The organism is Lapillicoccus sp. (assembly GCF_046595215.1).
GTDB lineage: Bacteria > Actinomycetota > Actinomycetes > Actinomycetales > Dermatophilaceae > Lapillicoccus.
Genome location: NZ_JBKJPP010000197.1, coordinates 13,094 through 37,261, shown reverse-complemented (window position 1 = coordinate 37,261; position 24,168 = coordinate 13,094). Strand labels below are relative to the sequence as shown.

At 71.5% G+C, this 24,168-nt stretch carries 21 protein-coding genes; 9 read left to right on the top strand and 12 right to left on the bottom strand.

Annotation, left to right across the window (positions count from 1 at the left end):
- The first annotated feature begins 32 nt into the window (after positions 1 to 32).
- From ACLL9L_RS16705 to cphA, 5 genes are all read left to right on the top strand, one after another.
- Positions 33 to 857 carry an LLM class F420-dependent oxidoreductase gene (locus ACLL9L_RS16705; protein ID WP_411285783.1) on the top strand — a complete coding sequence of 275 codons (825 nt, stop codon included), beginning with the start codon at positions 33 to 35 and terminating at the stop codon, positions 855 to 857.
- A 118-nt stretch (positions 858 to 975) separates the two neighbouring features.
- Positions 976 to 1,893 (top strand): hypothetical protein, encoded by a 918-nt coding sequence (locus tag ACLL9L_RS16700; RefSeq protein ID WP_411285782.1) that lies wholly within the window; start codon positions 976 to 978, stop codon positions 1,891 to 1,893.
- Between the two features lie 120 nt (positions 1,894 to 2,013).
- A complete protein-coding gene (gene serB, locus ACLL9L_RS16695; protein WP_411285787.1) occupies positions 2,014 to 3,240 on the top strand; it encodes a phosphoserine phosphatase SerB in 1,227 nt (408 codons plus the stop codon).
- A gap of 16 nt (positions 3,241 to 3,256) precedes the next feature.
- Complete coding sequence (locus ACLL9L_RS16690; protein ID WP_411285781.1) at positions 3,257 to 4,177, top strand: cyanophycinase; 921 nt, start codon at positions 3,257 to 3,259, stop codon at positions 4,175 to 4,177.
- A gap of 93 nt (positions 4,178 to 4,270) precedes the next feature.
- On the top strand, positions 4,271 to 7,171 hold the full coding sequence (gene cphA / locus ACLL9L_RS16685) for a cyanophycin synthetase (protein ID WP_411285780.1): 2,901 nt from the start codon (positions 4,271 to 4,273) through the stop codon (positions 7,169 to 7,171).
- A gap of 44 nt (positions 7,172 to 7,215) precedes the next feature.
- Here the strand turns inward: cphA and ACLL9L_RS16680 are convergent, their stop codons facing one another.
- The gene (locus ACLL9L_RS16680) at positions 7,216 to 9,462 is read right to left on the bottom strand and encodes a tetratricopeptide repeat protein (protein WP_411285779.1); all 2,247 of its coding nucleotides are present in this window, start codon (positions 9,460 to 9,462) and stop codon (positions 7,216 to 7,218) included.
- 400 nt (positions 9,463 to 9,862) lie between these two features.
- On the opposite strand from ACLL9L_RS16680, the gene ACLL9L_RS16675 reads away from it, so the two are divergent.
- Positions 9,863 to 10,147 carry a hypothetical protein gene (locus tag ACLL9L_RS16675; RefSeq protein ID WP_411285778.1) on the top strand — a complete coding sequence of 95 codons (285 nt, stop codon included), beginning with the start codon at positions 9,863 to 9,865 and terminating at the stop codon, positions 10,145 to 10,147.
- Between the two features lie 261 nt (positions 10,148 to 10,408).
- On the opposite strand, the gene fabI is transcribed toward ACLL9L_RS16675, so the two are convergent.
- Both fabI and ACLL9L_RS16665 read right to left on the bottom strand, forming a co-directional pair.
- The gene (gene fabI, locus ACLL9L_RS16670) at positions 10,409 to 11,170 is read right to left on the bottom strand and encodes an enoyl-ACP reductase FabI (RefSeq protein ID WP_411285777.1); all 762 of its coding nucleotides are present in this window, start codon (positions 11,168 to 11,170) and stop codon (positions 10,409 to 10,411) included.
- 53 nt (positions 11,171 to 11,223) lie between these two features.
- Positions 11,224 to 11,952: a beta-ketoacyl-ACP reductase gene (locus ACLL9L_RS16665; RefSeq protein ID WP_411285776.1), complete on the bottom strand. Its 729-nt coding sequence runs from the start codon at positions 11,950 to 11,952 to the stop codon at positions 11,224 to 11,226.
- Between the two features lie 93 nt (positions 11,953 to 12,045).
- Between ACLL9L_RS16665 and ACLL9L_RS16660 the strand changes: the two genes are divergently transcribed.
- A complete protein-coding gene (locus ACLL9L_RS16660) occupies positions 12,046 to 12,429 on the top strand; it encodes a DUF3099 domain-containing protein (RefSeq protein WP_411285775.1) in 384 nt (127 codons plus the stop codon).
- Positions 12,426 to 12,665 carry a hypothetical protein gene (locus ACLL9L_RS16655; RefSeq protein WP_411285774.1) on the top strand — a complete coding sequence of 80 codons (240 nt, stop codon included), beginning with the start codon at positions 12,426 to 12,428 and terminating at the stop codon, positions 12,663 to 12,665. Before ACLL9L_RS16660 ends, ACLL9L_RS16655 begins: the two co-directional genes overlap by 4 nt.
- Positions 12,666 to 12,683: 18 nt before the next feature.
- On the opposite strand, the gene moaA is transcribed toward ACLL9L_RS16655, so the two are convergent.
- Complete coding sequence (moaA, locus tag ACLL9L_RS16650; RefSeq protein ID WP_411285773.1) at positions 12,684 to 13,715, bottom strand: GTP 3',8-cyclase MoaA; 1,032 nt, start codon at positions 13,713 to 13,715, stop codon at positions 12,684 to 12,686.
- 44 nt (positions 13,716 to 13,759) lie between these two features.
- Between moaA and ACLL9L_RS16645 the strand changes: the two genes are divergently transcribed.
- Positions 13,760 to 14,590, top strand: coding sequence for an SURF1 family protein (locus ACLL9L_RS16645; RefSeq protein ID WP_411285772.1), 831 nt, complete (start codon positions 13,760 to 13,762; stop codon positions 14,588 to 14,590).
- A 60-nt stretch (positions 14,591 to 14,650) separates the two neighbouring features.
- Here the strand turns inward: ACLL9L_RS16645 and ACLL9L_RS16640 are convergent, their stop codons facing one another.
- The 8 genes from ACLL9L_RS16640 to ACLL9L_RS16605 form a co-directional block, all read right to left on the bottom strand.
- Positions 14,651 to 16,525, bottom strand: coding sequence for an ABC transporter ATP-binding protein (locus ACLL9L_RS16640; protein WP_411285786.1), 1,875 nt, complete (start codon positions 16,523 to 16,525; stop codon positions 14,651 to 14,653).
- 190 nt (positions 16,526 to 16,715) lie between these two features.
- The gene (locus ACLL9L_RS16635) at positions 16,716 to 17,498 is read right to left on the bottom strand and encodes an enoyl-CoA hydratase/isomerase family protein (protein ID WP_411285771.1); all 783 of its coding nucleotides are present in this window, start codon (positions 17,496 to 17,498) and stop codon (positions 16,716 to 16,718) included.
- A gap of 185 nt (positions 17,499 to 17,683) precedes the next feature.
- Positions 17,684 to 19,000, bottom strand: a complete 1,317-nt coding sequence (gene cobA / locus ACLL9L_RS16630; protein WP_411285770.1) for a uroporphyrinogen-III C-methyltransferase — start codon at positions 18,998 to 19,000, stop codon at positions 17,684 to 17,686.
- 10 nt (positions 19,001 to 19,010) lie between these two features.
- The gene (locus ACLL9L_RS16625; protein ID WP_411285769.1) at positions 19,011 to 20,423 is read right to left on the bottom strand and encodes a sulfate adenylyltransferase subunit 1; all 1,413 of its coding nucleotides are present in this window, start codon (positions 20,421 to 20,423) and stop codon (positions 19,011 to 19,013) included.
- On the bottom strand, positions 20,423 to 21,391 hold the full coding sequence (gene cysD / locus ACLL9L_RS16620) for a sulfate adenylyltransferase subunit CysD (protein ID WP_411285768.1): 969 nt from the start codon (positions 21,389 to 21,391) through the stop codon (positions 20,423 to 20,425). The genes ACLL9L_RS16625 and cysD overlap by 1 nt, the downstream gene beginning before the upstream one ends.
- Positions 21,388 to 22,158, bottom strand: a complete 771-nt coding sequence (locus tag ACLL9L_RS16615; protein ID WP_411285767.1) for a phosphoadenylyl-sulfate reductase — start codon at positions 22,156 to 22,158, stop codon at positions 21,388 to 21,390. Before ACLL9L_RS16615 ends, cysD begins: the two co-directional genes overlap by 4 nt.
- Complete coding sequence (locus tag ACLL9L_RS16610) at positions 22,155 to 22,379, bottom strand: hypothetical protein (protein ID WP_411285766.1); 225 nt, start codon at positions 22,377 to 22,379, stop codon at positions 22,155 to 22,157. Before ACLL9L_RS16610 ends, ACLL9L_RS16615 begins: the two co-directional genes overlap by 4 nt.
- Positions 22,376 to 24,070 (bottom strand): nitrite/sulfite reductase, encoded by a 1,695-nt coding sequence (locus ACLL9L_RS16605; RefSeq protein ID WP_411285785.1) that lies wholly within the window; start codon positions 24,068 to 24,070, stop codon positions 22,376 to 22,378. The genes ACLL9L_RS16610 and ACLL9L_RS16605 overlap by 4 nt, the downstream gene beginning before the upstream one ends.
- Positions 24,071 to 24,168: the final 98 nt, after the last annotated feature.

Below are 24,168 nucleotides of genomic sequence, written 5' to 3'. Positions count from 1 at the left end.
GGAGCGGCCGCGCAATGAACCATGATCGAGCCATGACTGCTGCTGACGCCAACGCCGCCCGGATCGCCGTCCAGATCCAGCCCCAACACTCCGACTATGCCGAGATCCGCCGGCTGTGCGCGAGGCTGGAGGAGATGGGGGTCGACGTCCTCTTCAACTGGGACCACTTCTACCCCCTCGCCGGCGACGCCGACGGCATGCACTTCGAGTGCTGGACGATGCTCGCGGCCTGGGCCGAGGCGACCGAGCGGGTCGAGATCGGGGCCCTGGTGACGTGCAACAGCTACCGCAACCCCAACCTGCTCGCCGACATGGCGCGCACCGTCGACCACATCAGCGAGGGCCGGCTCATCCTCGGCATCGGGTCGGGCTGGTTCGAGCGCGACTACGTCGAGTACGGCTACGACTTCCAGACGGCCGGCCGACGCCTCGACGACCTCGACCGCGACCTGCCGATCCTCAGGGCCCGGTGGGAACAGCTCAATCCCCGGCCGACGCGCGACATCCCGATCCTCATCGGCGGCGGAGGCGAGAAGAAGACCCTGCGCATCGTCGCCGAGCACGCGACGATCTGGCACGGCTTTGGCGATGCCGAGGCGATCGCCCGCAAGCATGCCGTCCTCGACGAGTGGTGCGCCAGGATCGGCCGAGACCCGGCCGAGATCGTCCGCTCGGCCGGCGTTGCCCCGACGCCCGGCAGGATGCCGGAGCAGGTCGACAGCTACGCCGACAACGCCCAGGCCCTGTATGCCGTGGGCACGCGGCTGTTCACCGTCGGCATCTCGGGGGGCGAGCACGACGACCTCGACAAGGTGACCCAGCTCCTGGCCTGGCGTGACGAGGTCAACGCGACGTAGCCCAGTGCGCCGGCCGGGACCGGGACCTGTGGATGACGCAGGCCGGTGCCCGGCGTCCTGTGCGACGGTGAGGGACGAAGGCGTCAGGACCGGACGTCACCCGCCACGGAGGCAGCAGATGGACCACCTCGACGACACCCACGACCGTTTCGTCAACGACGTCAGCTACGACACGAACGACCGCTTCGTCAGCGACTGGTACGAGCCCGACCGGGACGACTTCGGGGACGACTCCTACCCCTACGATCGTGACCTCCCCCGTCGACTGAGACACCAGGTCCTGGTCGACGGCCGCCTCATCGACTCCTGGACGGAGCGGGTCGAGGGCACCCGGTGGGAGCATGTTGCTCGCCAGTTCGATGCGGAGAACACGTGCCACCAGGAGCTCGCCCCGATCGCTCCACGCCGCCATCCGTTCGCGGAGGTGCTCGACTGGCTGGAGGGGTTGGTCGGTGGACCAGAGCGACTCGACCTCCTCGACGCCGTTGTCCTGAGTGCGCCGGACCGACCCCTGATCGAGGATCCGTGGGAGCGCGACCAGTTCGACACCGTCGAGGGCCTGTTGGACTCGGTGGCCGCCGCGTTCTTCGCGGACGAGGCCCAGACGGTGCTCCGGCGGGCGTTGCTCGACGTGTGGAACGACGGCCACGACCTGGTGCTCCACCCGAAGTCGGCCCCGCACACGGCCGGCGGCATCTGCTGGGCGGTCGGTCGCGCCAACGGCTGGTTCCACCCGTTCGCGAACGTCAGGCAGAAGGACGTCCAACGTCATCTGTGGCTCAAGACGGCCATCTCCTCGGCCGGGAGCCCGGTCATCCGAACGCTGCGGGACCTCGGTCCGCGAGCGGCCTCCTCTCCCCCGGACTACCCCGACCTGCTGGCGCTCGGCCACCCCGCGCTACTGACCGCGACAACGCGGCTGAGGCTGATCGGCTGGCGGGACAAGGCGAGGGTCGCCCGCGACGCCCAAGGGTCACACCACGTGGAGAGCGCCTCGGCCATGACGCAGGGGCGCCTCGGCCGCGACCATCGGTGAACCCTTCCCTGACGCGGACCGCCCCACCCCGGCACCGCAGCCCGGTGACCGGATCGCGGACCGGGCTGCCCGGCATACGGACGGCGTCGGTAGCCTTGGGCGGTGAGCGAGCACGCAGGGATGGACCCGGACGGCGCCGAGCAGACCCTGCTGGTGACGATCTCAGGGGATGACCGCCCCGGTGTCACGAGCGCTCTCTTCGACGCGATCGCCGACGTCGGCGCCGAAGTGCGTGACCTGGAGCAGGTCGTCGTCCGCGACCACCTGACCCTGGCGATGCTCCTCGCCGCCGGGCCCCAGACCGACCGCCTCGACCAGGTCATCCAGGTCGTCGGCGAGTCGCTGGGCCTGAAGGTCAAGATCCGGCGGGGCACCGGCGACTCGGGCCGGCGCCCGACCGGTCGCGCAGCGGTCGTCGTGCTCGGCAGCCCCCTGCGAGCGAGCGCAGTCGCTGCCGTCACGGCCCGGATCGCCAGCCACGGCGCCAACATCGACCGGATCCGGCGCCTTTCGCGCTACCCCGTGACGACGGTGGAGCTCGACATCTCCGGCGCAGAGCTCGACGGGCTGCGGCGCGAGCTCGCCATCGAGGCGACGATCCAGGACGTCGACATCGCCGTGTCCGCAGCCGGTCTCGCCCGACGGGGGCGTCGGCTCGTGGTGATGGACGTCGACTCCACGCTGATCCAGCAGGAAGTCATCGAGATGCTCGCCGCCCACTGCGGACGGGAGGCGGAGGTCCGGGCCGTGACCGAGCGCGCCATGCGCGGCGACCTCGACTTCGCCGAGTCGTTGCGCGAGCGGGTGCGGGCTCTCGCCGGCCTCGACGCCTCCGTGCTCGACGAGGTCCGCTCCGCGGTCGTGCTCACCCCTGGGGCCCGCACCCTCGTCCGGACGCTGAAACGCCTCGGGTTCACCGTCGCCCTGGTCTCAGGCGGCTTCATCGAGATCGTGGGGCAGATCGCGCATGAGCTGCACATCGACCGGGTCGAGGCCAACCGGCTCGAGATCGTCGACGGAGTCATCACCGGCAACGTCATCGGCGAGATCGTCGACCGGGCGGGCAAGGCGCGGGCGTTGCGCCGGTTCGCAGAGGAGGAGGGTCTGCCGCTGTCGCGCACCGTGGCCATTGGCGACGGGGCCAACGACCTCGACATGCTCGCGGCTGCCGGGCTCGGCGTCGCCTTCAACGCGAAGCCGGTCGTGCGCGAGCAGGCCGACACCGCGGTCAACGTCCCCTACCTTGACGCGGTGCTCTACCTCCTCGGGATCACCCGCGAGGAGGTCGAGGAAGCCGATGCCGCCGACGGCACGCCGACCCCGGCACCCGCGCTTCCGGGTCGCTGACTTCTAAGGTGGGCCAATGGCCAGCCAGACCGATCGAGCGGCGATGACCCGCCCCCGGACCCTCCTCATCATCGGCGGTGCCGAGGACAAGATCGGGCGGTCCGTCGTCCTCAAGCGGTTCGTCCGCCTTGCGGGGGGTCGCCAGTCACGCATCGTCATCATCCCCACGGCGTCGTCCTTCGTGGACGAGGTCGGCCAGAGCTACACCTCGGTCTTCACCCGCCTGCGTGCCGGCATGGACATCCAGATCGTCCACGCCGGGTCCCGGGCAGCCGCCCACGACCCCCTGCTTGTCGAGCGGCTCGACAACGCCACCGGCATCTTCATCTCCGGCGGCAGCCAGCTCAAGCTGAGCCAGTACCTCGTCGGGACACCGGCCGGCGACGCCATCCACGCGGCATACCAGCGCGGAGCCGTCGTCGCCGGCACCTCCGCCGGTGCCTCGATCATGAGCCGGTTCATGGTCTCGCTCGGCGACGAGGGCCTCACCCCGCGGCAGCGGACCAGCCAGCTCACCGCGGGGCTGGGGTTGCTCGAGAACGTCATCGTCGACCAGCACTTCGACCAGCGGGGACGCTACGGGCGGCTCATGTCCCTGGTCGCGAACTCCCCCAACCTGATCGGGATGGGCATCGACGAGAACACAGCCACCGAGATCCGCGACGAACGGGTGCTCTCGATCATCGGCGCAGGGGGCGTCTTCATCATCGACGCACGCGCAGCGGTCACCGACGCCCCGGACGCACGCCGGGGTGCGCCGCTGCTCGTCTCCGGAGCGGTCGTGCATTCGCTGCCCACGGGCGCTACGTTCGACCTGCAGGAGGTCGCACTGACGAGCTTCGTCGAACACCACCCCGACATCGAGGTCGCGGTTGCGTCGGCCACGGACCGCGCCGCGCCGGCACCGCTGCCCCCGAGGACCGCACCGACGTCCTGACCTCCGAGAGCTCCCGTACGACCGACCGACCGCCCGACCGCCCGACGGAGCCGCCCGGCGCCGCCGCCCCCGCCCCCGCCACAGGAGGACCCGATGGCCGCCCCGCGCCCCACGCCCACCGGACCGCTCTCGCCCGACCTCAGCGTCGTCGAGTCGCGCGTCTACCGCGGGCCCAACCTGTGGTCCTACGAGAAGGCGATCCACGTGGTGGTCGACCTGGGCGTCCTCGAGGGCTATCCCACCGACACCATCGAGGGATTCACCGACACCCTCCTTGACCTCCTGCCCGGCCTCCGGCGCCACGCCTGCTCGCGCGGCCGGGCAGGCGGTTTCGTCGAGCGCCTGCACGAAGGCACCTGGCTGGGCCACGTCATGGAGCACGTCGCGCTGCAGCTCCAGACGGAGGCGGGCCACGACCAGCGCCGCGGCAAGACGCGCGGGGTCAGGGGCACCCCGGGCCGCTACAACGTCGTCTACGGCTACACCGACGAGACGGTCGGGCTCGCTGCGGGTCGACTCGCGGCCCGGCTCGTGAACCACCTCGTCAGGGTGGAGGACGGCTTCGACTTCGAGGCCGAGCTCGACGCCTTCCTGCGGCTGGCGCAGCGCACGGCGTTCGGGCCGTCGACCGCGGCGATCATCGAGGAGGCGGTCAGCCGCGACATCCCGTGGATCCGGCTCAACGGCGCGTCCCTCGTCCAGCTCGGCCAGGGCGTCCACGCCCAGCGGATCCGCGCCACCATGACCTCCAAGACCGGTGCCCTCGCCGTCGACATCGCCGGCGACAAGGACCTGACCACCAAGCTCTTGGCCTCGGCCGGTCTGCCGGTGCCCCGGCAGGAGGCGGTCCGCACGGCTGCAAGTCTGGTCGACGCCGCCACCCGGATCGGCTACCCGGTCGTCGTCAAGCCGCTCGACGGCAACCACGGCCGCGGCGTCTGTCTCAACCTCCAGAACGCCGCGGAGGTCGAGAAGTCGTTCGAGGTCGCCCGGGCGGAGTCCAAGCGCGGGACGATCATCGTCGAGTCCTTCGTCACCGGCCGTGACTACCGCTGTCTCATCGTCGGCGGCCGGATGGCGGCCATCGCCGAGCGGGTCCCGGCCCACGTCATCGGCGACGGCGAGCACACCGTGCGCCAGCTCGTCGAGATCACCAACGCGGATCCACGCCGCGGCGTCGGCCACGAGAAGGTGCTGACCAAGATCAAGATCGACGCGGCGGCCGAGGAGGTCGTCCACGGACAGGGACTCGGCCTCGACGACGTGCCCCCGGCCGCAGACATGGTCAAGCTGGCCCTCACCGGCAACATGTCGACCGGCGGGATCTCGATCGACCGCACCTTCGAGGCGCACCCCGACAACATCGAGATTGCCGAGGAGGCCGCCCGGATGGTCGGGCTCGACGTCGCCGGCATCGACTTCATCTGCCCCGACATCGCCTCGCCCGTCAGGGAGACCGGCGGCGCGATCTGTGAGGTCAACGCCGCGCCCGGCTTCCGGATGCACACCCACCCGACCGTGGGCGTCCCCCAGTTCATCGCCAAGCCGGTCGTCGACCTGCTCTTCCCTCCCGGCACCCCCTCGCGCGTGCCGATCATCGCGGTCACCGGCACCAACGGCAAGACGACGACGTCACGAATGATCGCTCACATCTTCAAGGGCCTCGGCCGCAAGGTCGGCATGACCTCCACCGACGGGGTCGTCATCGACGAGCGGCTCGTCATCAAGGCCGACGCCTCGGGCCCGAAGTCGGCCCGGATGGTCCTGCAGAACCCCCGAGTCGACTTCGCCGTGATGGAGGTGGCCCGCGGCGGCATCATCCGCGAAGGCCTCGGCTACGACCGCAACGACGTCGCCGTGGTCACGAACGTCACCGCCGACCACCTCGGACTGCGCGGCATCGACACCATCGAGCAGCTCGCCGCCGTGAAGGCCGTGGTCGTCGAAGCCGTCCCCCGCAACGGGTTCGCCGTCCTCAACGCGGACGACCCGCTCGTGCGTCAGATGCGGCGCAAGTGCTCCGGCGAGATCGTGTGGTTCTCGATGGACTATCCCGGTTCCGAGAGCCGCGAGTTCATCGAACGCTACTGTCGGCGTGGCGGCCGGGCCGTCGTCCTGGAGCAGACCGAGCGCGGCGACATGATCGTCATCAAGCACGGACGCCGCAGCATGCAGCTCGCGTGGACCCACCTACTGCCGTCGACCTTCGGCGGGGCGGCACGGTTCAACGTCGCCAACGCCCTCGCCGCCGCCGGGGCCGCCTTCGCCGCCGGCGCGCCCCTGCACGACATCCGTCAGGGTCTGCGCACCTTCACGACCAGCTACTACCTCTCCCCCGGCCGGATGAACCTCGTCAACGTCGGCAACGTCGAGGTGTTCATCGACTACTGCCACAACCCTGCTGGCATGCGAGCCATCGGCGAGTTCGTCGATGCCTACGCCGGGCAGAACGAGGGCCGCACTGACCTCAAGATGTCGCGGATCGGCATGATCGGCGCCACCGGCGACCGGCGCGACGACGACATCCGTGAGCTCGGCGCCGTTGCAGCCCAGCACTTCGACGTCATTGTCATCCGCGAGGACGACCGCCTCCGTGGCCGCCGGCCCGGTGAGACGGCGGCGCTCGTCGCCGAAGGCGTGCGCCGGTCCATGGCCGACGGGGCGCGGTGCCGCCAGGTCGAGATCGTCCTCGACGAGATCGACGCCGTCAACCACGTGATGACCCGGACCAACCCGGGCGACCTGGTGATGATGTGTGTCGACAAGCACGCCCAGGTCCTCGCAGAGCTCGAGAACCGCACCAAGCACGCTCAGGCCGGCTCGCACGCGACGGAGGTCGCGGGCGACCCCGACCTCGACCCGGCCGAGCTCTCCCAGACGGCACGGACCGAGGGGGAGGAGGCCGAGGGGGAGGCGATCCACACGTCGGTTGGCGCGGAGGGAGCGGCGTTGAAGAGCCCCGGCCAGCACTCGGAGAGGGGGCCGGCCGACTAGTCCTCGGTGCAGGCGAGTGTGCGCCACGCCGCCGGCAAGGCGGACTACTCGGTCCTGGCGCGACCTCGCAGCTCAGTGGCCCGGGCGTGCAGGACGCGCCGGTATGCCGTGGTGTCCTCGTCCGAGGCGTGGTCCAGGAGGGCGTCGACGAGGTCGGCAACAGCCTCCTCCGCCCGCCCGGTGTCGAGGAGTGCAAGCGCCCGAAGGACCGCGACCGGAGCGCTGCCCGGGTGGGCGACGCTCACCTCGTCGAGCAGCTGCAGCGCCGCTTCGGGCTGGCCGAGGTTGCGACAGCTGGACGCGGTCTGGATCTGGGCGCGGTGCCGGTGGGGCTCGCGCAGCCCGTGCTCGAGCGCCTCGTGGTAGAGGGGGACGGCGCGCACCTCCTCACCCGCGGCGTCGAGAGCGCTGGCCCACTCGAAGAGCAGCCGGGGGTCGCCGGGTTGGCGTTGGCTGAGCCGCTCGGCGAGCATGACGCGCTCGGCGTCGTCGCTCGCCGCCCAGATCTCGGCGATCTCGGCCTCCGCCTCGTGCTCCCCCCGGGCCGCGACGACCTTGCGCCGCACGCTCCGGGCGTCGTCCGGGGTCGCACCCAGCCCCGCGAGCCAGCGAGCGACCTCCTCCCGCTGGTCGTGACACATCAGGGCCGCGACGTCGCCGTCCGTGACAGCCTGCATCATCGCCTGGATGCCCTCGATCTCGGATCCGAAGGACTCCGCCTCGACGAAACCGACCCGCCCCAGCCCGGCCCTCAGGTGCTCGTCGATGTCCTCGATCGTGCGCCCCCGCAGGTATTTCGGCTTGTGCGCGATGACGATGTGGGCAGCCCCCTTCCCCGCGATCTCGCCGAGTCCCTCGATGGCCTCGTCGGGGCGGTCACCCGTGGCCCCCAGGCCGAGGTGGACCCGGGCGCCGGGGGCCGTCAGTCCATGGGCCACCTGCAGAAGCGCCTCCAGCCCGGCCTCGTTGTGGGCCATGTCCACAATGACCGTGGCCCGGCCCCCTTCGGGCAAAGGCACGGAGTAGGTGTTGAGCCGGCCCTCGTTGAGGACGGGATCGGGCTTGAAGGTGCGCAGTCCCTCGATGACGCTCACCCTCGGCACCCCGAGGCCCAGTGCCGCCGCGGCGGCAGCAAGGGCGTTGGCGATGTTGTGCTGAGACAGGCCCGACAAGGTGACGGGCACGTCGACGATCTTGGCGAGACGGTCCGGGTCGGCACCCGGCGTCAGGACGACGATGTCGCCCTCGAGGACGGTGATGCCCCGACCGCCCGCCGAGAGCGACTCGCGCAGGGCGGGGGAGTCCGGGTCGAGGCTGAACGCCCACGGGCGGGCCCTGATCCGGTGCCGCATCGCCCAGACCCGGGGATCGTCACCGTTGAGGACGACCCAGCCGCCGGGCCTGGTGATGGTCGTGACGATGGCCTTGACCTCGGCCAGCTGGTCGAGGGTGTCGATGCCCTGCAGGCCCAGATGGTCGGCGGTGACGTTGGTGACCACGCTGACGTCGTTGGCAGAGACTCCCATGCCCTTGAGGAGCATCCCGCCGCGGGCCGTCTCCAGCACGCCGATCTCGAGCCCGGGCGTCTCGAGGACCTCACGGGCGCCGGCGGGGCCGGAGAAGTCGCCGGCGTCGATCGTCTCGCCCATGACGACGACGCCCGACGTCGAGCTCCACGCCGTGCGCAGGCCGGCGGTCATGGCGATGTGGGCGACGATGCGCGTCGTCGTCGTCTTGCCGTTGGTGCCGGTGATCGAGACCACCGGCACGGTGGGCTCGATGACGAGGGATCCGGGCCCGGGGTCGGCCGACCGGACAAGCTCTGCCGCGGCCTCGATGATCGCCTCGACCTCGTCCGCCCGCGCGGTGAGGAGCGAGCCCAGCACCGGGCCGATCTGCTCGCCGGCGAGGCGACCCCAGGTGCGGTGCCGCCACGGGATGGCGACGACGATGTCCTCGACCGAGCTGCCCGTCCTGGTCCGGACCCCGAGCCTGTTGATGCCGATGCCCTTGGCGACGCGCCGCATGACGTGTGACGCCAGCCGCAGCACGAAACGCTGGCGCTGGGCCGAGCCCGGCGCACCCGGTCGCGACGACCCGAGGCCGATTCGGCGTGCGAGGTCCGACGCCTCGCGGCGCTCCAGCGACAGGTAGCCCGGCACCGAGAGGCTGATCTTGACCGCCGGACGCGTGAAGTAGAGGTTCGGCCCGTCAAGGACACGGACCTCAGCCACCGTCACGCCCGGGCGGGCAGCCGACTCGTTCGCGGTGCCCTCGGCGGCCGACGTCATGCGCGGGAGCCTAGTTCCTTCGGGCTATTGCTCGCACGTCAGGGCCGCGAGCACACTCGATCGAGAAGGAGCGGTTTCGCTCGTCCTCGCGCGGGCGTCTGGAGCCCCGGCTGTGTCCGAGTTCCGCTGGCCAACAGACCGGGCTCTTGTCCGGCGCTGGCTCGTGCCCCGACCTCCACGTCGTCTCGCGACCCTTCGGGACCGGACCACCTTCTCGGGAACAGTGCTGAACCGTCCGCACCTGCCGCCGCCACACCTCCGCGTTCGCGCCGGCGGCGTCCGCATCGCCCGGGCCGGGGAAGCATCAGCGTGACCACGTTCGTCACGGGGAACCTCGACAAGAAGGTCCGGATCCACAGCGACGGGGTCAGGTTCCAGACCAAGGCCCACCGACGTCCGTATGCAGGAGTTCGTCTTCGGGCCGAACAGCCGCACCGGCTGGCATCACCACCCCGGGATGGTGCCGTTGGTGGTGAAGACAGGTTCGTTGACTTTGTGGGATTCGGACTGCCATTCCGCAACCTATGGGCCGGGCCTCGCGAACGATGCCGTGTTCACGGAGTCGGGCGACGACCCGGGAGAGGTCACGAGCAAGGACGGGGCGACGAGCTCCGTGACCCTCATCGCGCGGGACGCCAACCCGCCCGTCTTCCGGATCGAGGACGCCGCGCGCTCGTGCACGTGATGCCACGTTCTCACGGCAAAACCAGGTGACGCCCAGGTGCGAGGCCGTTGATGCCTTGGGTGCCGGGGGGCCCGGTGACCTGCAGCCAGGTTCTCGGGCCCCCCTTCCGGACGCCCTGACGTCCGGGCCGGGTCTCCCTCGCTCCCGTCAGCCGTTCTGTGCGCAGAGTGAGAAGTGCCCGCGCGGGTGTGCGCGCCCGGCGCAGCGAAAGGTGGGCTCCCGGCATACCGGGCAGGTCGGTGCGTCGGCGCGGGGTGAGCCTCACAGGCCCATCGCGTGGACGCCGCCGTCGACGTGGACGATCTCGCCCGTCGTGGCCGGGAACCAGTCGGAGAGCAGGGCCACGCAGGCCTTCGCCGACGGCACCGGGTCCGCGCGGTCCCAGCCGAGCGGGGCCCGCTCGCTCCACGAGCCGGCGAGCGTCTCGAAGCCGGGGATCGACTTGGCCGCCGTGGTGCCGATCGGCCCCGCGGCGACGAGGTTGACCCGCACGCCCCGGGGGCCGAGGTCGCGGGCGCAGTAGCGGCTCGTCGACTCGAAGGCCGCCTTGGCCACGCCCATCCAGTCGTAGACGGGCCAGGCATACTTCGCGTCGAAAGTCAGGCCGACGATGCTGCCGCCGTGCGTCATGAGCGGCAGGGCAGCGACCGAGAGGGCCTTGAGGGAGTAGGCCGAGGCATGCATCGCCGTCGCCACGTCCTCCCAGGTACCCTCGAGGAAGTTGAAGGCGCCCTGGGGGGCGAAACCGATCGAGTGCAGGACACCGTCGAGGCTGTCGACGTGCTCCGTGAGTCGCTCGGCCAGGCTGTCGAGGTGCTCCTGGTCGGTGACGTCGAGCTCGACGACCGGCGGCGGGCTGGGCAGCCGCTTGGCGATGGTCTGGGTGATCTTCATGGTCCGGCCGAACGAGGTCAGCACGACCTGCGCCCCCTCCTCCTGGGCCAGCTTGGCGACGTGGAAGGCGATGGACGAGTCCATCAGCACGCCGGTGATGAGCAGCTTCTTGCCCTCGAGGATTCCCACGGTTGTCTGCCTTTCCTGGTCCTGCGGTTCGGTGGCGCCGTCGCGAGCGCCGGTCAGTGGCCCATGCCCAGGCCGCCGTCGACGGGGATGACCGCACCGGTGACGTATGCCGCGTCCGCGCTCGCGATGAAGCGCACCACCTGCGCGACCTCCTCCGGCGACGCGAACCTGCCGGCGGGGATGGATGCGAGGTAGGTCTTGCGCCGGTCCTCGGAGAGCTCGGCCGTCATCTCGGTGTCGATCAACCCCGGCGCGACGACGTTGGCGGTGATGCCGCGCCCACCGAGCTCGCGCGAGATGGACCGGGCCAGTCCGACGAGGCCGGACTTGCTCGCGGCGTAGTTGGTCTGGCCCGCCGAGCCGTAGAGCCCCACGACGCTGGAGATGAGGATGATCCGGCCCTTGCGCAGCCGGATCATGCCCTTGCTCGCCCGGCGGGCGCAGCGGAAGGCCCCGGCGAGGTTGGTGTTGATGACATCGTCGAAGTCCTCGTCGCTCATCCGCATCAGCAGGGTGTCGCGGGTGATCCCGGCGTTGGCGACCAGCACTTCGACGGGGCCACCGAGGAGCTTCTCCGCCTCGTCGAACGCCGCGTCGACCGAGGCGCTGTCGGTGACCTCGCACCGCACGGCCTGCAGCCCCTGCGGCGGCTCGCCCGAACGGTTCGTGATGACGACACGGTCCCCGGCCTGCGCGAACGCCGAGGCGATGGCCAGACCGATGCCGCGGTTGCCGCCCGTCACCAGGACGTTGCGGGGCGTTGCGGTGGGCGTGTCCGTCATGGTGGCTCCGTTCCTCGACCGGGTTCCTGCGGGAGCGACGCTAGCGGACTACCCGCGGGTATCCCGACGCTGGGCGCGGCGTAACATCATGGAGTGAAGCACATCGACGCATCTGGCTCCTCCCACGGTGCGGGGCATCAGCCAGTCCAGTCCGTCACGAGCGCACCGCAGTCCATGGCTGACGAGCAGGGCACCCGGATGCGGCGATACCTCGTCGTCATGGGCTTTCGGGGCATCTGCTTCGTCCTCGCCATCATCACGACCGGCTGGGTGCGTTGGGCGTTCGTCGTCGGCGCCGTGGTCCTGCCCTACATCGCCGTCGTCCTCGCCAACGCGGTCGGTCCCCGCTTCGGCGACACCGTGGCGCCGGTGCGGCCCCACACCGAGATCCGACCCGCCCTCACCGACACCGTCGACGACGCGCACCCCCTGGCGGAACGCCACAGCGGGCAGCGGCACCCGCCCTACGACGCATGAGCCTGCTCTCCCCCGTCCCGTCCGGCGCTGACGCGCTGGTCTGCAGCGCGAAGGGCTGCCGACGGACCTCCACCCGCGCCCTGCTCTGGAACAACCCCACGCTGCACACCCCGGAGCGTCGCAAGGTCTGGCTCAGCTGCGACGAGCACGTGGCGTCGCTCGGCGACTTCCTGTCGGTGCGCGGGTTCCTCAAGGACACGATCGACGTCGAGGCCCTGACGGACGCCCACGGCTGAGCGTCGACCGGTGTGCGCTCAGCCGCCGATGCTCGACATCGGACGGTCCGGCTGGTGGAAGCCCGGGTCGCCGATGCCGTGGCCCTTGGCCTTGCGCCACATCTCGCCCTGGATCAGCCCGGCGATCTCGTCGTCCGTGGCCCCGCCGCGCAGCGGTCCGCGCAGGTCGGTCTCGCGGTTGGAGAAGAGGCAGTTGCGCACCTGTCCGTCAGCGGTGAGCCGGGTCCGGTCGCACGCGCCGCAGAACGGCTCGGAGACGCTCGCGATGATGCCGACCGTCTGCGGGCCGCCGTCGACGAGGAACCGCTCGGCCGGCGCGCTGCCCCGCTCGCGGTCGGGCAACGGGCTGAGGGTGAACCGCTCGGACAGCCGCTCCCGGATCTCGTCGGCGCTGATCATCTCGGCCCGGTCCCACGCGTGCTGGGCGTCCAGCGGCATCTGCTCGATGAACCGCAGCTCGTAGCCGCGGTCAAGGCACCACGAGAGCACGTCGGCGACGCTGTCGTCGTTGATGCCCCGCATCGCGACGGCGTTGACCTTGACCGGGGTGAGCCCCGCCTCGGCAGCGGCGACCAGACCCTTTTCGACGTCCGCGAGCCGGTCGCGCCGGGTCAGCTGGGTGAAGGTCTCGGAGTCGACGGTGTCGAGGCTGATGTTGACCCGGTCGAGCCCGGCGTCCGCGAGCTGCCCGGCCAGCCGCTCGAGCCCGACTCCGTTGGTGGTCATGGCAATCTGCGGGCGGGGCTCGAGGGCGGCGATCCCGGTGACGAGGTCGACCAGCGACCGGCGCAGCAGCGGCTCGCCCCCGGTGAGCCGCACCTGGCTCACGCCGAGGCCGACGAAGACCCCGATGACGCGAAGCATCTCGCCATCGCTGAGCATCTCGTCCTTGGCCATCCACGGCAGGCCCTCGGCGGGCATGCAGTAGGTGCAGCGCAGATTGCAGCGGTCCGTCACCGAGACGCGCAGGTCACGCGCCACCCGGCCGAACTGATCGGGCAGCGAGCGCTCGCCGACAGGGCGCATCCGCGGCATCGGCAGAGTGGTCATACCCGCCATTCTAGGCGCTCGGGCGCGGAAGATACCGTCGGTGCGTGCTGCGCACCTTCTTCACCCCCCGGTGGCTGCTCGCCCTCCTCGTGGCGATCGCCTTCGCGGGGGCGTGCGTCCTGCTCGGCCGGTGGCAGTGGGGACGCCACGAGGACAAGCAGGTGCGCGCCCAGGCGATCACCTCCCACTACACCGCGGCTCCCGTCCCGCTCGGGTCGATGACCACCCGGCTCCCCCTGGCGGAGAGCGACATCTGGACCAGGGTCACCGCGACCGGCCGGTATGCCGGGCAGCAGCAGCTCCTCGTACGCAACCGCGCACTCGACTCCACGCCGGGACTTGAGGTCGTCGTGCCGCTGGACGTCGACGGCCGGCGGCTGCTCGTCGACCGCGGCTGGGTGAGGAACGGGGAGTCGGCCGCCGAGGTCCCCGCGGTCCCGGCAGCGCCGGACGGGACCGTCACGGTGACCGGTTGGCTGCGAGCCGGGGAGGCCGACCTCGGCAAGGACCTGCCGGCCGGCCAGCTCGCGAGCATCAACGTCGGGAACGCGCGGGCCCAGGTCGGGGGGGACGTCCTCGACACCTACCTCGTCCTGCAGTCGGAGCAGACCCCGGCGGGCGTCGTCCCGCTGCGGCCAGCGCCGTTGGAGCAGCCCGACACCGACCTCGGGCCGCACCAGGCGTATGCCTTCCAGTGGTGGCTGACGTCCCTCTTCGGGTTCGTCCTGCTCGGACACAGGCTGCGGGTCACCACGCAGCTCGCGGCTGCGGCGGGGGACCCCGCAGGTCGGGCCGGTCGCGACTCGGGCCGCCCCGGACCGGTCCGGACACCCACACCGAAACGGGTGCGGATCTGGGACGAGGAGGATGCCTGAGCCAGCCGCGCCGAGATCGGTCCGGACGGCCGGGCAGGGTCGGACCGCCGGGCAGGTCGGTCAGCCGGGCAGGTCGGTCAGCTCCAGCTCGCCGACCTCACCAGCGAACTGGGTGCGATAGAGGTCGGCGTAGAGGCCGCCGAGGTCGAGCAGCTCCCGGTGCTGGCCGCGCTCGACGATCCGGCCGTCCTCGACGACGAGGATCAGGTCGGCGCCCCGGACCGTCGAGAGGCGGTGGGCGATCACGATCGAGGTCCGCCCGGCCAGCGCACCGTCCAGGGCGCGCTGCACGGCCGCCTCGGACTCCGAGTCGAGGTGGGCGGTGGCCTCGTCGAGGACGATGACCCGCGGTCCCTTGAGCAGCAGCCGGGCGATGGCCAGGCGTTGCTTCTCGCCGCCGGAGAGTCGGTGGCCGCGGTCACCGACGACGGTGTCGAGGCCCTCGGGCAGACTCTCGATGAGGCGGATGATCTGGGCCGCCCGGAGCGCCTCGAGCATCTGGGCCTCGGTGGCTCCGGGACGGGCGTAGGCGAGGTTCGCCCGGATCGTGTCGTGGAAGAGGTGCGCCTCCTGGGTGACGACCCCGATCGAGTCGTGGATCGACTCGAGGGAGGCTTCCGTCAGGTCCATCCCCCCGACCCGGACCACCCCCGAGGTCGGGTCGTAGAGCCGCGACACGAGAGAGGTGATCGTCGTCTTGCCGGCGCCACTGGGCCCGACCAGCGCGACGAGCTGGCCTGCCCGTGCGGTGAAGGTCACGTCATGAAGCACCGGTTCCCCGGCGTTGCGGTCCCCGGACGCCGTCGTCTCCAGGGAGGCGAGCGAGACCTCGTCGGCGGACGGGTAGCGGAAGGCCACTGACGAGAGCTCCACGGCCAGCGGCCCGTCGGGCAGCGGCCTGGCGTCGGCGCTCTCCTCGATGAGCGGCTTGAGGTCGAGGACCTCGAAGACCCGCTCGAAGGAGACCAGCGCCGTCATGATGTCGACCCGCACGTTCGACAGTGCCGTGAGGGGGGCGTAGAGCCGGGCCAGCAGCGCCGCGAGCGCGAGCAGCGTTCCGACGGTGAGCAGCCCGTTGACGGCCATGACCCCGCCGAATCCGTAGACCATCGCCGTCGCGAGGGCGGCGACGAGGCCGAGGGCGACCATGAAGACGGTGCGGTTCATCGCGATCCGGATGCCGCTGTCACGGACCTTGGCGGCCCGCTCGGCATACTCGGCGTCCTCGATGCCGGGGCTGCCGAAGAGCTTGACCAGCAGGGCTCCGGCGACGTTGAAGCGTTCGGTCATCCGGCTGCCCATGTCGGCATTGAGGTTCATCTGCAGGGCGGACAGCCCGGCGAGCCGGCGGCCCATGAGCTTGGCGGGGATGAGGAAGAACGGAACCAGGGCCAGAGCCGCGAGGGTCAGCTGCCAGGACAGGGTCGCCATGGCGCCGACGATGAGGACCAGCGAGACGGCGTTGCTGACGACGCTGGACAGGACCGAGGTGAACGCCTGCTGGGCGCCGATGACGTCGGAGTTGAGCCGGCTGACGAGTGACCCGGTCTGTGCCCGCGTGAAGAAGGCGATCGGCTGACGCAGTACGTGGGAGAAGACCTGCGCCCTCAGGTCGTAGATCAACCCCTCGCCGATCCGGGCCGAGAACCATCGCTGGACCATCGTCAGGCCGGCGTCGGCGATCGCCAGGGCGGCGATGACGAACGAGAGCCTGATGACGACGCCGGAGTTCTTCGGCGTGACGCCCTGGTCGACGATGTCCCGCAGGAGAAGGGGGACGGCCACCATCAGGAACGAGTCGATCACGACGACAATGAGGAAGAACACAATGGCACCGGTGTAGGGGCGTGCGTAGCCCCCGACGCGCTTCGTCGTGCCGGGCGCGAGCCGCATCCCCTTGACCGAGGAGTCCTTGGTGAGGGACCGAAGCATCATCCACTGCTGGCTGCTCACCCACACCTCCTCGTCATGCGTGCGTCAACACGGCCGACCGGGCGCGCTATTCCACGGCACCCCCGAAGCGCGCATGCCCGGCGCTGGTGTGCCCGGCGCTGGTGTGCCCGGCGCTGACATGGCGGGAGCTCTCCCTCCTGGGCGGTGGACCGCTCGCCACGGGGCACGAGGCTCACCGCCCCCGGACCATGGCACCGAGCAACCGTGCCTGCGCCTGGCGCTCGGCCACGCCCTGCTCGGTCGAAGACGTGCTGATCGCGTTGCGCAGCAGAGGTTTCAGCTCACGCAGGGCGCGGTCCGGGGCTGCCAGCAGGGCGTCGACGAGGTCAGCCGTGGTGGCCGCCAGCTCATCTTTCGGCACGGCTGCCGAGGCGAGCCCGATCGCCACGGCCTCCTGCGCCCCCACGAAACGTCCGGTCGCAGAGATCTCCAGGGCCCGGGAGTAGCCCACGAGATGGACGAGGGTCGTCGTCCCCCCGAGATCAGGGACGAGCCCGAGACTGGTCTCGCGCATGGCGAGCATCGCGTCGTCGGCCAGCAGCCGCAGGTCGGCGGCCAGGGCCAGCTGGAGCCCGGCGCCGATGGCGTGGCCCTGGACGGCGGCCACGACGACCGCTGGGAGTGACGCCCACGCCGTGAACCCCCGCTGGAACTGCGCGATCGCCTCCTCGACCTCCCCGCCAGCACTCGCGGCGAGGGAGAGCAGGTCGGGCTCCCCCGGCATACCGTCCGGGGTGAGCATGCTGCGGTGCAGGCCCGCCGAGAACGCCTGGCCCTCTCCGCGCAGGACGACCACCCGGACATCGTCAGGGGTGCGGTCCGCGACCTGGGCCAACGCGGTCCACAACGACGGGACCTGTGCGTTGCGCTGGTCGGCGTTCGCCAGGGTCACGGTCTGGACCGCGCCCTCGCGGGAGACGCGCAGCCAGGGGTGGACGGCGACGGATGCACTCACCCCCGCAGGCTATCTGTCGGCGACGACAACGCCCGGTGCTCGGTGGTTACCTCGAGCCAGGGACGCGCCGCACCCCCCGACCTCGCAGCCTTGTGGCCCTCACCGGGCTGCAGGTCTGCGAGATGTCCTGGTGTCCGGCTCGTCGGGTGAGGGGGTCTGCGCCTGCCATGTGCCGGGGCCGGTGCTCAGTCCGGAACCGTCGTCCGGCGACCACGCAGGTCGCCGAGCTCGGACCGCACGGACACGACGTCCCCGATCACGATGATCGCGGGGGCCCGCACCTGCTCCTGCTCCGCAATGTCCGCAGCCTTGTCCAACGTCGTGAGCGTCGTCCGCTGCGCGTCGGTCCACCCCGACTCGATGAGGGCGACCGGGGTGCTGGGCGGGCGCCCGGCCGCCATCAGCTGGCGGGAGGTCGCACGCAGCGTCGAGATCCCCATGAGCAGGACGAGCGTCGAGGTGACGGGTGCGTCCCGCAGCGCCTCCAGCGCCTCGGTCGCGCCGTCGTGCGCGGACGCGACGACGAAGGAGGCGGTGATCCCGCGGTGGGTCACGGGGATCCCGGCGGCGGCCGGCACCGAGATCGCCGACGTCACCCCCGGGACGACCTCCACCGGGACGCCGTGCAGCGCGCAGTGCAGGGCCTCCTCCCCGCCCCGGCCCAGCACGAAGGGGTCCCCGCCCTTGAGGCGCACCACGGCGCGCCCGCCCAGCGCCTGCTCGACGAGGATCGCGTTGATCCGGTCCTGGCTGATCGGGTGGTGGCCCGGGGTCTTGCCGACGTCGATCACCTCAACGTGGGGCGCGAGGGCCTCGAGCAGCTCGCGCGGACCGAGTCGGTCGGCGACGACGACGTCCGCGGCGGCCAGCGCCTCGGCGCCGCGCACGGTGATCAGGCCGGGGTCGCCCGGCCCACCCCCGACCAGCCAGACCCGACCGACGGGTGGGTCGGCGCGCCCATCCCGCGGTGGCCGGGTGCGACGGACCGGCAGCCGGCCGGTGGACAGCCCGGCGTCGATCGCGTCGCGCAGGGCCACCGCGCGCCCCGGGTCCGCCCCGCCGGTCACGGCGATGGTGAGACCCTCCGCGGGGCCGCCCGCAGCGCCTCGCGAGACGGCTGGCGTCCAGGCTGCCGATGCCGCCGCGTCGTCGGCGCGCACGCACCAGATCCGCAGCGCCTCGGACTCACGGGCCACGGTGGCGTCCACGTCGGCGACCCCGGTCGCCGTGTGGACGAACCACGCCTGGCTCGGCGCGAAGAGGTCCCCCACCTCGAACTCCCTCTCGTGCCAGCAGATCTCGCCCCTATCCACGAGCTCGCGCAGCCCGCTGCAAAGGGTCGGCGCCACGACCTCGACCTGGGCCCTCGCCGCGAGCAGACCCCGGGCCCGACGGGCGGCGACAGGTCCGCCACCGACGACGAGAACCCGTCGGTCGGAGAGGTCGAGGGTGATGGGATAACCCTCGGCAGCGGAGGCGGTGGCGGCGGTGGGGTTCGACACGGCGCGGCAGTCAGAGCGGGGTGTCGTCGACGTCGGTCTCGGCCATCCCCGCGGCGAGGGTCGTCCCGTCGGCCTCGTCGATGAGCAGGAAGCTGCCGGTGCGGCGCAGGTGGGTGTAGTCGTCGACCGGTGCCGGCTCGGCCAACCTCACCCGGACCCGCCCGATCGCGTTCAGCTCCAGGGCGATCGGGTGGCTCTGGTGCTCCATGGTCGTGATGTCGAGCTGGTCCAGGAGGGCCTCGACGATGCCTCGGACGGTCCGGGTCCCGAGCCGGACGAGCACGCGGTCCCGGGCGCGCAGGGGCCGGTCCGCGACGACCGCGACCGTCCCGGTGACGCTGTTCGTGACAGCCGGGGCGTCGGCGCCCCCCGCGATGAGGTCACCGCGGGAGATGTCGATGTCGTCCGCCAGGCGCAGGACGACCGACTGGGGGGCGAAGGCGACGTCCTGCTCGTCCGACTCCCCCGGACGACCACCGCGGTCGATGCCGACGACCGTCGTGCGACGCCCCGACGGGAGGACGACGACCTCGTCCCCGGGACGCACGACACCGGACGCCAGCCGCCCGGCATACCCGCGGTAGTCGGGGTGGGTGGCGGTGCGCGGGCGGATGACGTACTGGACCGGCATCCGCAGCGGCTGGGCCGAGGGGTCGGTCCCGACCGGCACCGACTCGAGGTGCTCGAGGAGGGTGGGCCCGGCATACCAGGGAGTGCGCTCGGAGCGGTCGACGACGTTGTCGCCGAGGAGGGCCGACAGGGGGACGGCCACGACGTCCTCGATGCCGACATCCGCTGCGAGAGAGGAGAAGGCATGCGCGAGGCGTCGATACGTCTCCTCGTCCCACCCGACGAGATCCATCTTGTTCACGGCGAGGGCGACGTGCCGCACGCCGAGGAGTCCGGTCACGGCAAGGTGGCGTCGGGTCTGCTCGACGAGGCCGTGGCGGGCGTCGAGGAGGATCAGCGCGAGCTCGGCGGTCGAGGCGCCGGTGACCATGTTGCGGGTGTACTGCACGTGACCCGGGGTGTCGGCGAGGACGTAGGAGCGGGTCGCCGTGGAGAAGTAGCGGTAGGCGACGTCGATGGTGATGCCCTGCTCGCGCTCGGCGCGCAGGCCGTCGGTGAGCAGGGCGAGATCGGTGACGTCGAGGCCCCGGTCGCGGCTGGCGCGCTCCACGGCGGCGAGCTGGTCGGCGAGCACGGACTTCGTGTCGTGGAGCAGCCGTCCGACGAGGGTGGACTTGCCGTCGTCGACGCTGCCGGCCGTGGCGAGGCGCAGCAGGTCGTGCCCGCGAGCCGACTCCCCACCACTTTCCGGGTGGAGGTATATCCGAGCGCTAGACGTCTCGGATATACCTCCACCCGGGAGGCTGGCACCCGGGAGGCTGGCACCCGGGAGGCTGGCGGTGGGGGCGGTCATCAGAAGTACCCCTGCTTCTTGCGGTCCTCCATGGCGGCCTCGGACATCCGGTCGTCGGCCCGGGTCGCGCCCCGCTCGGTGATGCGTGAGGACGCGAGCTCGACGATGACGTCGGCGGTGTCCGCCGCATCCGACTCGACGGCGCCGGTGCAGCTCATGTCCCCGACGGTGCGGTAGCGCACCCGGCGGGTCTCGACCACCTCACCGGGGCGCGGGCCGCCCCACCCGCCCGGCGCCAGCCACATCCCGTCACGGGAGAAGACCTCACGCTCGTGGGCATAGTAGAGCGCCGGCAGCTCGATGCGCTCACGCTCGATGTAGCGCCAGATGTCGAGCTCGGTCCAGTTCGAGAGCGGGAAGACGCGTACGTGCTCCCCGGGGGCGTGCCTGCCGTTGTAGAGCTCCCACAGCTCGGGTCGCTGGCGGCGGGGGTCCCAGGCGCCGAAGGCGTCGCGCAGGCTGAAGACCCGCTCCTTGGCCCGGGCCTTCTCCTCGTCGCGGCGGCCACCCCCGAAGACGGCGTCGAAGCGGTGGTCGGCGATCGCGTCGAGCAGCGGCACCGTCTGCAGGGGGTTGCGGGTGCCATCCGGGCGCTCGCGCAGCCGGCCGTCGTCGAGGTAGCCCTGGACGTCGGCGACGACCAGTCGCAGGCCGAGCCGGGCCACCGTCTCGTCGCGGTAGTCGAGCACCTCGGGGAAGTTGTGCCCCGTGTCGACGTGCAGCAGCGTGAACGGCGGCGCGCCGGGCGCGAACGCCTTGAGCGCCACGTGCAGCATGACGACGGAGTCCTTGCCGCCCGAGAAGAGGATCACCGGGCGCTCGAACTCCCCCGCCACCTCGCGGAAGATGTGGATCGCCTCGGCCTCGAGGTGCTCGAGGTGGTCGAGGGTGTATGCCGCGGGCAAGGGTGCCGCCGGAGCGGCCCCGCGGGCGACGGCGCGCAGTCGCTGGGGCTGGGTGATGGTCATGTGTGGAGCCCACATTCGGTCTTGGTGGTGCCGGACCACCGGCCGGCTCGGGGGTCCTCGCCCTGCGCGACGGCCCGCGTGCACGGGGCGCAGCCGATCGAGGGGTAGCCCTCCGCGGAGAGGGGGTTCTCGAAGACGCTCTCCTGCGCGACGAACCGGGCGACGTCGTCGGCGGTCCACGCCGCGAGCGGGTTGACCTTGACCATCCCCCGCCGCTCGTCCCAGCCGATCACGTCGATGTCGGTCCGCGTCGGGGCGTCCTCGCGGCGCATGCCGCTCACCCATGCGGGGTGTCCGTCCAGCGCCCGCTCGAGGGGCTCGACCTTGCGCATCGCGCAGCACCGGTCGGGGTCGCGCTCGTGCAGCCTCGGGCCGTGCTCGGCGTCCTGCTGCGCGACGGTCCGCAGCGGCAGCACGGTCCGGACCCGGATCGGCAGCATCTGGGCGTAGGCGTCCCTGGTCCCGATGGTCTCAGGGAAGTGGTAGCCGGTGTCGAGGAAGAAGACGTCCGTGTCGGGGATGGTCGTCCCGACGAGGTGCACCAGGACGACGTCGCCCATCGAGCTCGCGACGGTCAGCTCGGCTCCGAAGATCTCGGCGGCCCAGCGCAGCGCCGCCCGGGAGGTCTCGACGCGCTCCTCGTATGCCGTGGGGCCGCCGTCGCTGCCGGCCTCGAGCACGTGGGCGGCGCCCGCAGCGGAAAGTGCCTGCAGCTCCTCCCGGTCCCGCGCGGGGGCACCCTGACCGGCGTGCGTGGTCGTGCTCATGACGAACCTCCTCGGCTGGCGCTGACGTGGCCCGGGATCGACGCGCGGTCGATCCGGACCAGCGAGACGGTGAAGACCCTCGCGCAGGAGCGGCAGGACCACTCCGCGAGGCCCTCCTCGGCGGGACGTAGGTCCTCGTCCCCGCAGAAGGGGCAGTGGAAGGGGGTCGCGGCCCTGGCGTGGCCCCCGGGAGCCGGCTTGCCGGCATACGGGTCGGTCATCGCAGCTCCGCCTCCTCGACCCGACGGGCCCACCGGGCGAACGACTCGTCCTCGTCCTTCTGGTCGAGGTAACGCACGGCCAGCCGCTCGACGTAGTCCGGCAGGTCGTCCGCGGCGACCCGCAGCTGGCGGGTCTTGCGGGCGAGCTGGGTGTCCTCGCCGAGGCTGCCACCGAGGTGGACCTGGAAGCCCTCGATGCTCTCGCCGGCGTCGTCGGTCATGATCAGGCCCTTGAGCCCGATGTCGGCGACCTGGAAGCGAGCACACGAGTTGGGGCACCCGTTGACGTGGATCGTCAGCGGCGCGGCGAAGTCCGGGAGGCGCTGCTCGAGCTCCTCGACCACCGTGCGGGCCCGGGCCTTGGTCTCGACCAGCGCCAGCTTGCAGAACTCGATGCCCGTGCAGGCCAGCACCCCGCGGCGGAACTCGCTGGGGGCGCTCGGGAGGCCGATGGCGTCGAGGGCCGCCGCGAGCGGGCCGACCCGCGCCGGCGGTACGTCGAGGACGAGGAGGTTCTGGTGGGCGGTGAGCCGGACCCGGCCCGATCCGTGGCGGCTCGCGAGGTCGGCGACGGCGGCGAGCGTCTCACCGCTGACCCGACCCCCGACGGGGGTGACCCCGACCCAGCTCAGGCCGTCCTTCTGGGCGTGGACGCCCACGTGGTCGCGGCGGTGGTCCGAGGGCTGCTCGGGCGCCGGTCCGTCGACGAGCGCCCGTCCGAGGTAGTCCTGCTCGAGCACCTGACGGAACTTCTCGGGGCCCCAGTCGGCCATGAGGAACTTGAGTCGGGCGCGGGTGCGCAGCCGACGGTAGCCGTGGTCACGAAAGATCGACACGACGCCGACCCAGACGTCGGCCACCTCCTCGAGGGGCACCCACGCGCCGAGCCGCTGGGCGAACATCGGGTTGGTCGACAGGCCCCCGCCGACCCAGACGTCGAAGCCGGGGCCGTGCTCGGGGTGGACGACCCCCACGAAGGAGATGTCGTTGGCCTCGTGGGCGACGTCGAGGCTGGGCGACCCGGAGATGGCGGTCTTGAACTTGCGCGGGAGGTTGGAGAACTCGGGCGAGCCGATGAACGTGTCGCGGATGTACTCCAGGGCCGACGTCCCGTCGATGATCTCGTCGGCGGCGATCCCGGCAACCGGCGAGCCGAGGATGACCCGGGGGGTGTCGCCGCAGGCCTCGGTGGTCATCAGGCCGACGGACTCGAGCCGGTCCCAGATCTGCGGGACGTCCTCGATGCGGATCCAGTGCAGCTGGATGTTCTGCCGGTCGGTGATGTCGGCGGTCCCCCGCCCGAAGTCGGTGCTGATCCCGGCGATGGTGCGCAGCTGCTCCCCCGACAGGGCTCCCCCGTCGCTGCGGATGCGGAGCATGAAGTAGGAGTCGTCGAGCTCGCTCGGGTCGAGGGTCGCCGTGCGGCCGCCGTCGATGCCGGGCTTTCGCTGGGTGTAGAGCCCCCACCAGCGCATCCGGCCGCGCAGGTCGTCGCCGGCAATGCTCGAGAACCCGTGGCGCGAGTAGTCGTCGATGATCCGCTGGCGGACGTTGAGCCCGTCGTCGTCCTGCTTGAACTGCTCGTTGTGGTTCAACGGCGTGCTGTCGCCGTCGGCCCAGGCGCCGGTGGCCTTGCCTGCCTGGCGGGCGGGGCGGGCGGGACGGGTCGTCGAGGTGGACACGTCCGTCAGTCTGCGCGGCGTCGAACCCTCTCTGCATAACTGTCCATTATCTGAAATGATGTGTGACGTTATGCGAGTCGGGGCCGAGGCGAGCGTGGGAGGATGGC

Coding starts and splice junctions, on each gene's coding strand:
- ACLL9L_RS16705 (WP_411285783.1), top strand. CDS start 33: ATGACTGCTGCTGACGCCAACGCCGCCCGGATCGCCGTCCAGATCCAG.
- ACLL9L_RS16700 (WP_411285782.1), top strand. CDS start 976: ATGGACCACCTCGACGACACCCACGACCGTTTCGTCAACGACGTCAGC.
- serB (WP_411285787.1), top strand. CDS start 2,014: ATGGACCCGGACGGCGCCGAGCAGACCCTGCTGGTGACGATCTCAGGG.
- ACLL9L_RS16690 (WP_411285781.1), top strand. CDS start 3,257: ATGGCCAGCCAGACCGATCGAGCGGCGATGACCCGCCCCCGGACCCTC.
- cphA (WP_411285780.1), top strand. CDS start 4,271: ATGGCCGCCCCGCGCCCCACGCCCACCGGACCGCTCTCGCCCGACCTC.
- ACLL9L_RS16680 (WP_411285779.1), bottom strand. CDS start 9,462: ATGACGTCGGCCGCCGAGGGCACCGCGAACGAGTCGGCTGCCCGCCCG.
- ACLL9L_RS16675 (WP_411285778.1), top strand. CDS start 9,863: ATGCAGGAGTTCGTCTTCGGGCCGAACAGCCGCACCGGCTGGCATCAC.
- ACLL9L_RS16665 (WP_411285776.1), bottom strand. CDS start 11,952: ATGACGGACACGCCCACCGCAACGCCCCGCAACGTCCTGGTGACGGGC.
- ACLL9L_RS16655 (WP_411285774.1), top strand. CDS start 12,426: ATGAGCCTGCTCTCCCCCGTCCCGTCCGGCGCTGACGCGCTGGTCTGC.
- moaA (WP_411285773.1), bottom strand. CDS start 13,715: ATGACCACTCTGCCGATGCCGCGGATGCGCCCTGTCGGCGAGCGCTCG.
- ACLL9L_RS16640 (WP_411285786.1), bottom strand. CDS start 16,525: ATGATGCTTCGGTCCCTCACCAAGGACTCCTCGGTCAAGGGGATGCGG.
- ACLL9L_RS16625 (WP_411285769.1), bottom strand. CDS start 20,423: ATGACCGCCCCCACCGCCAGCCTCCCGGGTGCCAGCCTCCCGGGTGCC.
- cysD (WP_411285768.1), bottom strand. CDS start 21,391: ATGACCATCACCCAGCCCCAGCGACTGCGCGCCGTCGCCCGCGGGGCC.
- ACLL9L_RS16615 (WP_411285767.1), bottom strand. CDS start 22,158: ATGAGCACGACCACGCACGCCGGTCAGGGTGCCCCCGCGCGGGACCGG.
- ACLL9L_RS16610 (WP_411285766.1), bottom strand. CDS start 22,379: ATGACCGACCCGTATGCCGGCAAGCCGGCTCCCGGGGGCCACGCCAGG.